This window comes from Knoellia altitudinis (assembly GCF_042666355.1).
Lineage (GTDB): Bacteria > Actinomycetota > Actinomycetes > Actinomycetales > Dermatophilaceae > Knoellia > Knoellia altitudinis.
The window spans coordinates 355,927-368,987 of the sequence record NZ_JBHTDK010000002.1 but is presented as its reverse complement, the minus strand read 5'-3'; the positions used below and the strand labels follow the sequence as shown (position 1 = coordinate 368,987).

At 69.6% G+C, this 13,061-nt stretch carries 14 protein-coding genes; 3 read left to right on the top strand and 11 right to left on the bottom strand.

All coding sequences use genetic code 11. The features are described 5' to 3' along the window. Window position 1: 1 nt before the first annotated feature. From yajC to pdxT, 6 genes are all read right to left on the bottom strand, one after another. Entirely contained in the window at window positions 2-322 is a 321-nt protein-coding gene (gene yajC, locus ACFQW8_RS16500; RefSeq protein WP_380089251.1) for a preprotein translocase subunit YajC, read from the bottom strand. Window positions 323-461: 139 nt separating this feature from the next. Then, entirely contained in the window at window positions 462-1,565 is a 1,104-nt protein-coding gene (ruvB, locus tag ACFQW8_RS16495; RefSeq protein ID WP_380089802.1) for a Holliday junction branch migration DNA helicase RuvB, read from the bottom strand. Window positions 1,566-1,666: 101 nt separating this feature from the next. After that, window positions 1,667-2,272, bottom strand: a complete 606-nt coding sequence (ruvA, locus tag ACFQW8_RS16490) for a Holliday junction branch migration protein RuvA (protein WP_380089249.1) — start codon at window positions 2,270-2,272, stop codon at window positions 1,667-1,669. Then, window positions 2,269-2,781, bottom strand: a complete 513-nt coding sequence (gene ruvC, locus ACFQW8_RS16485; protein WP_380089247.1) for a crossover junction endodeoxyribonuclease RuvC — start codon at window positions 2,779-2,781, stop codon at window positions 2,269-2,271. Before ruvC ends, ruvA begins: the two co-directional genes overlap by 4 nt. An 86-nt stretch (window positions 2,782-2,867) precedes the next feature. After that, window positions 2,868-3,629, bottom strand: a complete 762-nt coding sequence (locus ACFQW8_RS16480) for a YebC/PmpR family DNA-binding transcriptional regulator (RefSeq protein ID WP_380089245.1) — start codon at window positions 3,627-3,629, stop codon at window positions 2,868-2,870. 140 nt (window positions 3,630-3,769) lie between these two features. Further along, a complete protein-coding gene (pdxT, locus tag ACFQW8_RS16475) occupies window positions 3,770-4,381 on the bottom strand; it encodes a pyridoxal 5'-phosphate synthase glutaminase subunit PdxT (protein WP_380089801.1) in 612 nt (203 codons plus the stop codon). Between the two features lie 52 nt (window positions 4,382-4,433). Between pdxT and ACFQW8_RS16470 the strand changes: the two genes are divergently transcribed. After that, window positions 4,434-4,682, top strand: a complete 249-nt coding sequence (locus tag ACFQW8_RS16470; protein ID WP_380089243.1) for a hypothetical protein — start codon at window positions 4,434-4,436, stop codon at window positions 4,680-4,682. A gap of 31 nt (window positions 4,683-4,713) precedes the next feature. Here the strand turns inward: ACFQW8_RS16470 and ACFQW8_RS16465 are convergent, their stop codons facing one another. From ACFQW8_RS16465 to ACFQW8_RS16445, 5 genes are all read right to left on the bottom strand, one after another. Then, window positions 4,714-6,672, bottom strand: coding sequence for a family 43 glycosylhydrolase (locus tag ACFQW8_RS16465; protein ID WP_380089242.1), 1,959 nt, complete (start codon window positions 6,670-6,672; stop codon window positions 4,714-4,716). 100 nt (window positions 6,673-6,772) lie between these two features. Further along, window positions 6,773-7,777: a glycoside hydrolase family 43 protein gene (locus ACFQW8_RS16460; protein ID WP_380089240.1), complete on the bottom strand. Its 1,005-nt coding sequence runs from the start codon at window positions 7,775-7,777 to the stop codon at window positions 6,773-6,775. Window positions 7,778-7,809: 32 nt separating this feature from the next. After that, a complete protein-coding gene (locus tag ACFQW8_RS16455) occupies window positions 7,810-8,712 on the bottom strand; it encodes a carbohydrate ABC transporter permease (RefSeq protein ID WP_380089238.1) in 903 nt (300 codons plus the stop codon). Beyond that, window positions 8,709-9,692, bottom strand: a complete 984-nt coding sequence (locus ACFQW8_RS16450) for a carbohydrate ABC transporter permease (RefSeq protein WP_380089237.1) — start codon at window positions 9,690-9,692, stop codon at window positions 8,709-8,711. The genes ACFQW8_RS16455 and ACFQW8_RS16450 overlap by 4 nt, the downstream gene beginning before the upstream one ends. 2 nt (window positions 9,693-9,694) lie before the next feature. Continuing rightward, the gene (locus ACFQW8_RS16445) at window positions 9,695-11,041 is read right to left on the bottom strand and encodes an ABC transporter substrate-binding protein (RefSeq protein WP_380089235.1); all 1,347 of its coding nucleotides are present in this window, start codon (window positions 11,039-11,041) and stop codon (window positions 9,695-9,697) included. A 209-nt stretch (window positions 11,042-11,250) separates the two neighbouring features. Between ACFQW8_RS16445 and ACFQW8_RS16440 the strand changes: the two genes are divergently transcribed. Next, window positions 11,251-11,778, top strand: coding sequence for a GNAT family N-acetyltransferase (locus tag ACFQW8_RS16440; RefSeq protein WP_380089233.1), 528 nt, complete (start codon window positions 11,251-11,253; stop codon window positions 11,776-11,778). Then, window positions 11,775-13,019 (top strand): kynureninase, encoded by a 1,245-nt coding sequence (locus ACFQW8_RS16435; protein ID WP_380089231.1) that lies wholly within the window; start codon window positions 11,775-11,777, stop codon window positions 13,017-13,019. Before ACFQW8_RS16440 ends, ACFQW8_RS16435 begins: the two co-directional genes overlap by 4 nt. Window positions 13,020-13,061: the final 42 nt, after the last annotated feature.

The following is a 13,061-nucleotide window of genomic DNA, read 5'->3' as shown; positions in this document are numbered from 1 at the left end:
GTCAGCCGACCTCTGGGGTGCTGTCCGGTGAAGCAGCGCCGTCGTGCGTCGTGTCGGAGCCGGGCTGCTTGAGCCCGATCGCCCGACGGTCGACCCGCACCTGGACGCCGGGGGCGATCTCGAGGGTCGCGGCCACGTCGCCGAGGGTGGTGATCGTGCCGTAGAGACCCGAGGTCAGGACCACCTCGTCACCGACGGTGAGTGCTGCCTGGAAGTCCTGCACGGCCCGGCCACGCTTGCGCTGGCTGAGCATGAGGAACGCCAGCAGAGCGAGTGGGAGGGCGAGCACGAGGAGGTTGCCGACGCCGGCACCGGAGTTCATGGAGTGTCCTTCGAGTCTGGTTCAGTGCACCCGCAACGCTGCCGGGCACGTCAATGGCCCGGGCGACGCCGGGCCGAGCCAGCATAGGTGACGGGTTCATCCTCGACCAACGCGCGACACCCGGAGGGAGTGCCCGCGGTCAGCCGCCGAGCCGCCCGGGGCCGTCGCTGAGGGGCAGGACGTCCTGGGTGGGCAGATCGCGAGGAGGACTGAGACCCAAATGTGTCCAGGCCTTCCTCGACGCAGCCCGTCCTCGGGGCGTGCGCACCATGAATCCCTCGCGCACGAGATACGGCTCGGCCACCGTCTCGACGGTGTCGGACTCCTCCCCCACGGCGATCGCCAACGTCGAGAGCCCGACAGGGCCACCACCGAAACGTCGGCAGAGGGCGTCCAGCACCGCGCGGTCGAGCCGGTCGAGCCCCGCGTCGTCGACGTCGAAGAGCCGCAGCGCCTGATGGGCGGCCTCGAGGTCGACGCTGCCCATGCCGTGGACCTGGGCCCAGTCGCGCACCCGGCGCAGGAGCCGGTTGGCGATGCGAGGCGTGCCTCGCGACCGCCCGGCGATCTCGGTGATGCCCGCCTCGTCGGCGTGCACACCCAGCAACCCGGCGGAGCGGCGCAGGATCGTCGTGAGGTCGCTCGCGTCGTAGTAGTCGAGGTGGCCGGTGAACCCGAACCGGTCCCGCAGCGGCGCCGGCAGCAGACCGGACCGGGTCGTGGCCCCGACGACGGTGAAGGGCGACAGCTCCAGGGGGATCGCTGTCGCGCCCGGCCCCTTGCCGACGATGACGTCGACCCGGAAGTCCTCCATGGCGAGATAGAGCATCTCCTCGGCGGCCCGCGACATGCGGTGGATCTCGTCGAGGAAGAGCACCTCGCCCTCGTCGAGCGACGAGAGCACCGCGGCCAGGTCGCCCGCGTGCTGGATGGCGGGTCCGGAGGTGATCCGGATGGGGCGCTCCAGCTCCGCGGCGACGATGAGCGCCAGCGTCGTCTTGCCGAGCCCGGGCGGGCCCGACAGCAGGATGTGGTCGGGCACGCTCCCCCGGCGTCGCGCCGCCTCGAGGACGAGCCCGAGCTGGTCACGCACGCGGGTCTGCCCGGGGAACTCGGAGAGGCGCTTCGGCCGCAGGGCCGCCTCGACGACGCGCTCGTCGTCGCTGTCCGCCCCGGCGTCGACGATCCGCGCGGTCGCGTCGAGCGAGCCGTCGGCGTACCTGTCGTCACCCAGCTCGGACATCCCGGCCTCGACGATGTCGGACCGGAAGCCCTTGGTGCTGCCACCGGGATCGTCAGCGCTCGTCGACGTGGGCTTCATGGGTGGTGTCATCTCGGCCGCACTCATCGGCCCAGCTCGCGCAGAGCCATCCGCAGCAGTGCCGCCACCGAGGCCTCGGGGTCGGCAGCAGCGGACACGCCTGCGACGGCGTCGGTCGCCTGCTTGGCCGACCAGCCCAGACCGACGAGGGCCTCGGCGACCTGGTCGCGCTTGGCGTCGCCGAGGGAGGCGGCGGAGGGGGTGACGTCGGCACCCGCCGAGCCGGTCGGCATACCCACCTTGTCCTTGAGCTCGAGCACGAGGCGCTCGGCGCTCTTCTTGCCCACCCCGGGGATCTTGGTCAGGGTCGCGAGGTCCCCCGCCCGCAGGGCGCCACTGACCTCGTCCGGCGTGAGCACCGAGAGCATCGCCAACGCGAGCCGTGGCCCCACGCCCGACACCGTCTGCACCGTCTCGAACATGTCGCGCTCAGAAGCGGACCCGAAGCCGAAGAGGGTCAGGGAGTCCTCGCGGACGACGAGCGTCGTCGACACGGTGACGTCCTGACCCGTGCGCACCTCCCCGGCCTGGCGCGGGGTCGTGTGGACGAGCATGCCGACACCCCCGACCTCGATGACGACGCGGTCGAGCCCGACGTGGCCGACCCTGCCGGAGAGCGAGGCGATCACCGGACGCTCGCCTTCGCGAGGGCCTCGAGGCGTGCCGTCGCCGCCCCGCGCCAGAGATGGCAGATCGCCAAGGCCAGGGCGTCGGCGGCGTCGGCAGGCTTGGGCGGTGAGTCGAGCTTGAGGATCCGGGTGACCATGGCGGTGACCTGGGCCTTGTCGGCCCGACCGCTGCCGGTCACCGACGCCTTGACCTCGGTGGGTGTGTGGAACACGACCGGTATGCCGCGTTTGCCGGCGGTGAGCAGCGCGATCGCCGTGGCGTGGGCGGTGTTCATGACCTGAGTGACGTTGGTGTCGGCGAAGACGCGCTCGACCGCCACGACGTCAGGCGTGAACTTGTCGAGCCAGCCGTCGAGCTCGCGCTCAAGGAAGATGAGGCGTTGCGACGGCTCGGCGTCGGAGGGAGTGCGCACGACACCCACCGCGACCATCGCCGCGCGACCGGCCCGGCCGTCGACGACGCCGAGGCCGCACCGGGTGAGACCGGGATCCATCCCGAGAACGCGCACACGCGCCGCCTTCCACACAGAGCCGAACAGGTGTTCGGTGCCACGCTACACAGCGTCGTCCGGACGGGCGGGCAGCAACACGCAGGTCACTCCTCGTCGTTCAGCTCCGCGAGGACGTCGTCGGGGATGTCGCCGTTGGCGAAGACGTCCTGGACGTCGTCGGAGTCCTCCAGCGCGTCGATGACCCGGATCATCTTCTTGGCCCCGTCGAGGTCGAGCTCGATCTGGAGGTTGGGGACCCATGACGCCTCGGCAGAGTCGTAGTCGATGCCCGCGTCCTGCACGGCCTTGCGCACCGCGACGAAGTCGCTCGCCCCCGACACGATCTCGAACGCCTCGCCCAGGTCGTTGACCTCGTCGGCGCCTGCCTCGAGGACGACCTCGAGGATGCGCTCTTCGTCGACCGACTCGGACTTCGGCACGACGACGACACCCTTGCGGTCGAAGACGTAGGCCACCGAACCCGGGTCACCGAGCTGCCCGCCGTTGCGGGTGAGCGCGGTGCGGACCTCGGCGGCGGCGCGGTTGCGGTTGTCGGTGAGGCACTCGATGAGGATCGCGACACCACCGGGCGCGTAGCCCTCGTAGGTGATGGTCTCCCAGTCGGAGCCACCCGCCGTCGCGCCCGAGCCGCGCTTGACCGCGTTGTCGATGTTGTTGTTGGGCACCGAGCTCTTCTTGGCCTTCTGGATGGCGTCGTAGAGCGTCGGGTTGCCGGTGATGTCGCCACCGCCAGTGCGGGCGGCGACCTCGATGTTCTTGATCAGCTTGGCGAAGAGCTTGCTGCGCTTGGCGTCGACGACAGCCTTCTTGTGCTTCGTCGTCGCCCATTTGGAGTGGCCGGACAAGGTGTCTCCTCGTGCTGTCGAACGTGCAGGACTCGCGGACGATCCTAAGCCGTGTGCCGTGTGGGCCGGTCTGCGGTGCTGGAGCCGCTGCGTCCGGCGACGTGGGCGGCATACCCACCGCAGTTGGTTGACCGAAGGGCTCAGGCGCGACGGACGAGGTCGGTGAACCAGGCGTGGACTCTGTGGTCGCCGGTCACCTCGGGATGGAAGCTCGTCGCGACGAGGTTGCCCTGGCGCACGGCCACGGGGTGGTCGGCGCCCTCGACCCGCACCGAGGCGAGCACCTGCACGGCGTCGCCCACGTCCTCGACCCAGGGCGCGCGGATGAACACGGCTCGCACCGGCTCGGGGCCGAGCTCACGGATGCGCAGGTCCTCCTCGAAGGAGTCGACCTGTCGCCCGAAGGCGTTGCGGCGCACCGTGATGTCGAGACCTCCGAGTGTCTGCTGGTCGCGGTGGCCGTCGAGGATGCGGTCGGCGAGCATGATCATTCCCGCGCAGGACCCGTATGCCGGGAGTCCGTCCTGCAGTCGGGCCACCAAAGGCTCGTGCAGGTCGAAGATCCGGACGAGCTTGTCCATCGTGGTCGACTCACCACCGGGGATGACGAGGCCGTCGACCGCCTCGACCTCGCTCGGGCGCCGGACGGCGATGGCGCGGGCGCCGGCCAGCTGCAGCGCCTGGACGTGCTCTCGCACGTCGCCCTGGACGGCGAGGACTCCGATGGTGGGTTGGGCGCTCACGCCCGGAATCGTACGTCCGGCTGCCCACCTGCGGCGGCGGCGGTCGACCTAGGCTGGGCCCATGACGACATCACAACCCGGAGACGACACGTCGGCAGAGGTCCTGGAGGCGAGGGTCGAGTCCCTCCAGGCGGTGGTCGACCGGGTCCTCTCCTGGCAGGAGAGCGCACCCGAGGGCACCGTGCGCGAGGAGCTCGACAAGGCGCTGGACGAGGTGGGCCTGGAGCTGGACGAGGCGACACGCGAGCGCATCGTCGAGCACATCCACTCAGGGGAGGAACACACCGACGTCCGTCGCTTCCTCGGCTGAGGAGACGACGGACGTCGGTGTGCTTGCCGGGTCAGGGCTGCGGCCTGGCGCCTCCCTTGACCCCGTAGACCCGCACGTAGTCGAACTCCGCCGTGATGGGCGAGGTCACCTGGTCGGTGGCTCCCATGGACACGAGGCCGATGAGTGCCTCGTCCCCGAGGCTGTGGGTCCAGACGCCGCCGCGCACCCAGGTCACGCCGTCCTGGCTCGTGTATGCCGTGTAGCGCTCCGTGTCGCCACCGGCCTCGCGCTGCTCGGAACCGCTGAGCCGCTCGACGACGATCCGCAACCACGTCCAGTCGTCCCCGGGGGGGCCGACGACGGTGTTGCCGTAGCGGCTCCACCCCTCGGGCGCGGGGCTGAGCTCCTTGGCGAACTCCGTCTGTCGGGTCTCCCAGATCGAGGCGCTCGTCAGCTTGACGAAGTTGTCGTCGTCCTCGTAGACCACGAGCCCGGCCTGGGCGTAGTTGAAGCAGCACCCCTCGTCGGGCAGACCGGTCAGCCGCACCTTGGTCTCGACGACGTAGTCGCCCGCCGGTGCGTCACGCACGAGCACCGAGGCCGTGTCGCTGTCGACGTAGAGGTCGGTGTGCTCGACCTCCCAGCGCAGCACCCCGCCCGCGACCGTGGCGTCGCCCACGCGTCCCTGCGCCCAGGACCAGTCGCCGTCGATCGTGGTGCCGGAGAACTCGTCCCGGTCGAGCAGCTGCCCGACGACCTGCGGCTTGACGAGCTGGGTGCGGTAGCGGGAGCGCTCACCCTCCTGGGCTGCGGGGGCGGGCATCTTCGTGTCGGAGGCGCCCGCGCCACCGTTGACGACCGGCCACCCGTTCACCCAGTCGACCGGGTCGAGCAGGGCCGGTCGCTTGGTGAAGCCGGTCGCGAAGTCGTAGAACGGGTCCTCCTGGTCGACGGCGTGGTAGACGGTCCACCACTGGCCAGCCTCGTCGACGAAGACCGAGTTGTGGCCCGTGCCGACCCAACGGTTGCCGTTCATCGTGAGGAACGGCGTGCCGCCCACGTTGGCGTCGAGGAAGGAGTTGCCCTCCTTGTCGACGAAGGGTCCGTAGGGGCTGGTCGAGCGGCCGACGAAGACGCTGTAGCCGGTCAGCGCACCGTTGCAGCAGTTCGTGGCCGAGGCGAAGAGGTAGAAGTAGCCGTCCTTCTCGACGACGTTGGACCCCTCGTAGCGGTTGCCGATCGCGATCCGGATGTCGTCGGTGGTCGTCTCGGTCACAGCCGTCACGCCGGTCTCGGTGAAGTTCACGTCCGTGACGAACATGCCGCCGTAGTAGGAGCCGTAGTAGAGGATGCCCTTGTCGGTGACGGTGTCACCCAGGACGTCCGGGTCGAACGTCCAGAAGTAGGAGCACTCGCCGCCCCCCGGGTCCTTGCGGGGCTGGACGACCGGCTCGTCGCTCCACGTCCATGGACCGGTGGGGCTGTCGGCGACTGCCACGCCGATGGCTCCGTCACCGCGACAGGTGTCCGAGCCACCACCAGCGGCGGTCGTCTCGGTCACCGTGGTGAAGAGGTAGTACTGGTCCGTCGTGCTGGAGTAGACGACCTCCGGGGCCCAGAAGGCTGCGGTGGGGTCGATCCAGGCCGGGAGGTCGCCGCCGTCCAGCGGGAAGGCGTCTCCGACGTAGGTCCAGTTGACGAGGTCCGTGGAGACGTTCATCGGGATCCGGTGGAAGATCGGGTCGCCGTTGGCGTCGACGTCCTCGTCGTTGAGCGGGTCGGTGGTGCAGTACATGTACCAGACCTGCTCCCCGTCGATCGTCTCGCCGTCCTGGCCCTGAAGGATCATCGGGTCGGCGCAGCTGTCGACGGTGCCGTCACCCGGGACCACCGGGGCCAGGGGGTTCTCGTAGCTCGTCGTCACCGGCTTCGCCTTCGCCGGGGCGGCCTTGGTCGGGGCGGCTTTGGCGGCCGAGGCGGCCGGGGCCTTCGCCGGCGCGCCGGCGGCCGAAGAGGCCGTCGGCGCCACGACCAGCAGGCTGAGCGCCGCCACCATCGGAGCGAGCAGCGACCGAGGCCTGCGTCGCCCGCGTCTGCCTGCAGTGGTGTGTCCGGTCCTTCGTGCGCTTTCACTCATGGCCGTGTCCTTCGTGCGGGGAGTGGTGGTGATGAGGTGGTGCGGGTGGGTCGGATGACACCGAGACCTGTCGGCCGTCGACGTGGAGCGCCAGGCGGTGGGGCCGCCGACGATCGAGGGATGGGTCCCAGGCGTGGAGGATCAGGTGCCTGGACCCGTCCTCGTCCGTGAGCACGCTGCAGTGTCCAGGACCGATGAGGCCGGTGCCGGCGCTCGTGACGACCGGTCCCCGGTCGGGGTCCTCGTGCCAGGGACCAGTGGGGGCCGGCGCGCTGGCGAGGGCCACCCCGTAGCCGGGTGTCTGCCAGTTGCCGCCGGAGTACAGGAGCAGGCACCCTCCCTCGCCGTCGTCCATGACGGACGGCCCCTCGAGGGTGTGCCAGTCGTGGACGCCGCCGTAGATCTCGCGGTCCGCCTCGTAGCGCTGCCACTCCGCGCTGGCCCGCAGGACGATGGTCGGGTCGCCCTCGAGCCGGGTCATGTCGAGCAGCCGTTGCACGGCGAGGACGGTCCCCGGGCGGTCCCCCTCGACGAGGTCGGTGGCATAGAAGAGCCACCACGACCCGTCGGTGGCGCGGTACGGGGACGGGTCGATCGCGAACGGCACGTCCGGGGTCAGGACGAGTCCGAGGTCCTCGAACGGACCCGTCGCGCTCGGTGAGGTGGCCACTCGCAGCCGGTGCTCCTTGTCCCCGATCCCGCTGGAGTAGTACATCCAGTAGCAGCCGTCGGAGTACGCGACCTCCGGCGCCCAGTACTCCGTGCCGGGCGGCCTCTCGCCGACGACGAGGGCACCGCCCGCGTCCTCCCATGTCTCGAGGTCCTCGCTGACGAGCACCTGGAAGGCACGTCCCTCGGGAAGGGCGACCGGCGTCGTGCCGTACATGACGTAGCGCCCGTCCTCCGCCCGCAGCACGAACGGGTCGGCGCAGTAGCCGTCCCACAGCGGCAGGTGAGCACGCCCAGGCTCGGCCGTGGCGTCCGGGGTGGACGCCACGGTCGCGGCGGCGTTCTCGGCAGGGATGGCGCTCAGCCCTTCACGCCGCCGCGGGCGATGCCCTCGATGACGAAACGTTGGCTGATGAGGAACAGGATGAGCACCGGGATGCTCGCGATCGCTCCCCCGGCGAGGATCGTCGCGTAGTCGGTCGTGTAGGCGCTCTGCAGCGTCGACAGGCCGGGCTGGATCGTCAGCCGTTCAGGGCTGAACAGCACGTAGAGCGGCCACAGGAAGTCGTTCCAGTTGGCGAGGAACGTCAGCAGGGCGAGTGTTGCCAGGGCGGGGCGCGACAGCGGCACGATGATCGTGAGGAAGGTCTTGAAGCGACCGGCTCCGTCGAGCATCGCGGCCTCCTCGAGCTCGATCGGAAGGCCCATGAAGAACTGCCGCAGGAAGAACACCCCGAACGCCCCGGCTGCCCCCGGCACGATGACGGCCGTGAGGCTGTCGAGCCACCCCAGGTTGGACACGATGACGTAGTTGGGGATGAGCAGCGAGATGGGCGGCACGAACAGGGTCGCCAGGACCAGCCCGGTGAGGATCCTCTTTCCGGGGAAGGACAGCCGGGCGAGGGCGTACGCCGCCATCGTGGCCACGACGAGGACGAGCAAGGTCTGCCCCGTCGCAGCGAGCATCGAGTTGAGGAACCACGTGCCGACCGGGGTCTGGGGCGCATCGAGGATCTTCTGGTATCCCTCGGTGCTCACCTCGCCCGGGATGAAGTTGAGCTCGGCCTGTGACACCTCGGCCGTGGACTTGAGCGACGTGGTGGCCATCCACAGCATCGGTGCGAGGAAGAGGAGGGCAAGCAGGCCGACGAAGATGATTCGCCACGGTGATCGCGACCGGCCCTCGGCCTCGCTCGCCTCCGGCCGGTCCCGGTTCGGCCCGTCCGCTGTGTCGACGTCGGCGTCTGTGACGTGCGTGCTCATGCCTTCGACTCCTTGGGTGTGCGCTCCCGCATGAACGAGAGGCTGAGCACGCTGATGAGGAGGAGCGCGAGGGTGAGGATGGTGCTCATCGCCGAGGCAGCGCCCATGTTGAACTGGCGAAGCCCTTCCTCGCCGATCTGCATGATGACCGTGCGCGTCTCCTCGCCCGGTTGGCCCTGGGTGATGAGGTAGGACTGCCCGAAGACGTTGGCCGAAGCCAGGATCGTGATGGTGAGGACGAAGATCGTCACCGGCCGAAGCCCGGGCAGCGTGACGTGCCTGAACCGCTGCCATGCGCTGGCACCGTCGAGCTCGGCTGCCTCGTAGAGGTCGGGAGAGATCTCCTGCAGGCCGGCGAGGAAGATCACCATGTTGTAGCCGGCCGTCCACCAGATCGTCGGCACCACCAGCGCCAGCCACACCCACGGCGTCGCGGTGGTGAACGGAATCCTGTCGATGCCGATCTGGTCGAGGTAGTAGTTGAGGACACCGACATTGGGGTCGAGCAGGTAGCGCCAGAGCAACCCGATGACCGCGACGCCGAGGACGTAGGGCGCGAAGAAGATCGCCCGCACCGCGTTGCGGCCCCAGAACTTCTTGTTGAGGGCGACCGCGAGGGCCAACGGCAGCACCATGAGCAGGGGAACGCTGAGCAGCGTGAAGATGCCGGTCGCGCGCATCGAGTTCCAGAACGGTCCCGCCGTCGTCGACCCGCCCGTGAACAGGTCGGCGTAGTTCTTCAGGCCCACGAAGGGCTTCCCGGGCAGGAGGAAGTCCCACTGGTGGAGGCTGATCCACAGCCCGTAGAGGATCGGCCCGAGGACGAACATGACGAACAGGACGAGGTAGGGCCCGAGGAACAGCAGGGCCGTCCCGAGCCCCGCACGCATCACGGCCGGGTCTGCATTGGGGGCCTTCCCGTTGCCGCCCGCCTTCTCCACCGGAGGCGCTTGGGCGGCAACGGGCGCGAGTGCGCTCACGCTCAGGCCTTGTACTTGGACCGGTCGGCGGCGAGCAGCGAGTCGGCCTTCTTGGCGGCCTCGTCGAGGGCGGCCTTGGGCTCCTTCTTCCCGAGGATGACCTCGTTGACCGCGGTCTCGTAGGTCGGTGCGACGACGCCGCCGATGCCGGGCACGGACGGCGGGAACTGCACGTCCGGCAGCTGCTCCGCGAGGACCGACTGCACCTTGAGCGCCTTGAACTCGGCCGAGTCGCGCACGCTCGCGCGGGCCGGGACCTGTCCTGACTTCGCCCACTCGAGCGACTTCCCGGACACGTAGGAGATGAATGCCCTCGACGCGGCCAGCTTGTTGGGGTCCTTCGTGGCCTGGCTCGTCACGACGAAGTTGTGCGAGCTGGCCCAGACCGCCGGCTTGTCGCCGATGGTGGGGAACTTGGCGGCCTCCCAGTCCAGGCCCTTGACCTTGGCCCACTCGTTCATCATCCAGATGCCGTCGAAGGTCATGGCGTTGCGCTGCTGCCGGAAGGCGACCGCCTGCGCGTCGTTGGAGACGTTCTTGGGGCTGGACCCGCTCTGGATGAACTTGGTCATCCACTCGAGCGACTCGACCCCGGCGTCGGAGTTGAACGTCGCCTTCGCCCCCTCCTCGTCGAAGATGCTTCCGCCGAACTGGGCGATGAGCGAGGTGAAGATGAGGTGCGCCGGCCAGGTGGCGGTGACCCAGAACGGGTTCGCGACGCCACCCTTGCCCTTGAGCTCCGTGACGGCCGCCTCGAACCCGGCCCGGTCGGTCGGGATCTCGGTGATCCCGGCCTTGGTCATCAGTCCCTTGTTGACGTAGAACCCCAACGGGTGGATGTCGAGGGGGATGCCGTAGCGCTTGTCCTGGTACTCGCCGGCGTTCCAGACCACCGGGGCGAAGTCGTCCTCTTCGAGCTTCAGTCCCGTAGCGATCTCGTCGAGCGGGACGATGACCCGCCGCGCGGCGTTGGTGGCGAGCTGGTCGATGTGCATGCAGGCCACGTCGGGGCCTGCACCGGAGGCCACCGCAGTGGGGACCTTCGCGTAGAAGTCGGCCCACTGGAGCGTGTTCATCGCAACGGTGACGTTGGGGTTCTCCTTGTTGAACGCGTCGACCATCTGCTTCATGAAGGGCCCGTCGCCGCCGGTGAAGCCGTTCCAGAAGGCCAGTGCGACCTTGGGACCTTCGTACTTGTCGCCCTCGCCGAAGGAGCCGCTCGAGGGAGCCGCACCAGGGGGGGTGCTGGTCCCGCCCGAGCAGGCGGAGAGCGCGGCGCTCGCGCCGATGGCACCGAAGCCTCCGAGAAGCAGGCGACGGGAGAGGTCGGATGACGGGGAGTGAGACATGGGCGTTGGCTCCTAGATCGGCCGCGTCTTGCGTGCGCAGGGACGAAAGGCCGGCAGGGACAACGCCGACCCATGTTCCGTTCTATACCCACATGTGTGACCCGCACCACATTGGCCTCGGGTCTCTTTGGTGACGCTCCGATAACGCCTTGACCTGCATCGACGGGCGCGAGCCACAGGGCCGGACGTGGTTCGCCTACCGTGCGGAGGTGCCTGTGACGATCCGCGACCGCCGACCCGACGATCTGACTGTCCTCGTCGAGCTGCTCGGCGCGCAGCAACCTGCCACCTCCTACCCGCAGCGGTGGCCCCTGCCCTTCCCGCCCGAGGAGTTCATCGTCCGCCCCGGCGAGCTCGCCGCCTGGGTCGCCGTGGAGGACCAGACCGTCGTCGGCCACGTGTCGGTCACCGAGCTCACCAGGAGCCGGATGGCGGCCGAGTGGGAGAGCGCCACGGGCCGACCCGCCGACGGGCTCGGGGAGGTGTCCGTCCTCTTCGTCGCAGGCGGCCGCCACGGCTCCGGGATCGGCGGCCTCCTGCTCGACACGGCCCTCGCGGAGATCCGCCGGCGCGGGCTCACTCCCATGCTCGACGTCGTCGGTGACGAGACGACCGCCGGACTCTTCTACCGACGGCGCGGCTGGCGCACGGTCGGCACGGCCCGGCCACCCTGGCTGCCTGACCACCGACCCGACCTTGCCTTCATGCTTCTGAAGGATGAGAGGGTCAGGGCATGAGCGACGATGCCCTGACCGCGCTGGGGAAGCGCGCGCGTGACCTCGACTCCGACCATGCGTCCACCGATCGACGCGGTGCGTTCGTGCTGCCCGAGGGTGTCATCTATCTCGACGGCAACTCGCTGGGGGCGATGTCGGTGGCGGCGCGTGACGCGGCCACGGACGCCGTGACCCGTCAGTGGGGCCAACAGCTCATCCGCGCCTGGAACGACTCGGCCTGGTGGACCGCCCCTGAGCGCGTCGGTGACCGCATCGGCGAGCTCGTCGGCGCGCCCTCCGGAACGGTCGTCGTCGGTGACTCCACGACCGTCAGCCTCTTCAAGGCGCTCCACGCCGCTGCCCGAATGCGCCCCGACCGAACCGTCGTCCTCACCGACCCGGACTCCTTCCCGACGGACGTCCACGTCACCCGCGGAGTCTGCGACCAGCTCGGCCTCTCCCTCGAGCTGGTCCCGCCCGGCGACGCCGTGGCGCGACTCGAGGGCTCGAACGACGTTGCCCTCGCCTCCTACTCGCACGTCGACTACCGCACCGGCCAGCTCTGGGACCTCGCCGCGATCACGGATGCGGCGCATGCGACCGGGGCCCTCGCGTGCTGGGACCTCTGCCACTCGGCTGGGGTCGTGGAGGTCGGACTGACCGCAGGGGGTGCGGACTTCGCGGTGGGCTGCGGCTACAAGTACCTCAGCGGCGGACCCGGGGCACCGGCCTTCCTCTTCGTGGCACCGCAGCACCTGCGCGACTTCACCAACCCCATCCTCGGGTGGAACGGGCACGCGACCCCCTTCGCGATGACGCCGGACCACGTCCCCGCCGACGGCATCACCCGGGCCCGCGTAGGCACTCCCCCAGTGCTCGGGATCGCCGCGCTGGAAGGTGCGCTCACGGCATACGACGGCCTGGATGTCGTCGACGTGAGGCGACGCTCACTCTCGCTCACCGGGTTCTTCATCGAGTGCCTCGACGCCCTCGGCGTCGACCTTCCTGTGGTCACGCCACGAGACGAGGCGCGCGGCTCACAGGTGAGCCTGCGGCACCCCGACGCGTATGCCGTGGTGCAGGCGCTCATCGCGCGCGGAGTCATCGGTGACTTCCGTGAGACCGACATCGTCCGGCTCGGTTTCGCACCGCTCTACCTGTCGCACGAGGACGCTCTCGCGGCAGCCGTGCACCTGCGGGACGTCGTCGTCGGGCGCGAGTTCGAGCAGGAGCGGTTCCGGCAGCGCGCAACCGTGACCTGACAGGGAGACAATGGTGATGATGGGACGCAACGCACCGACCGA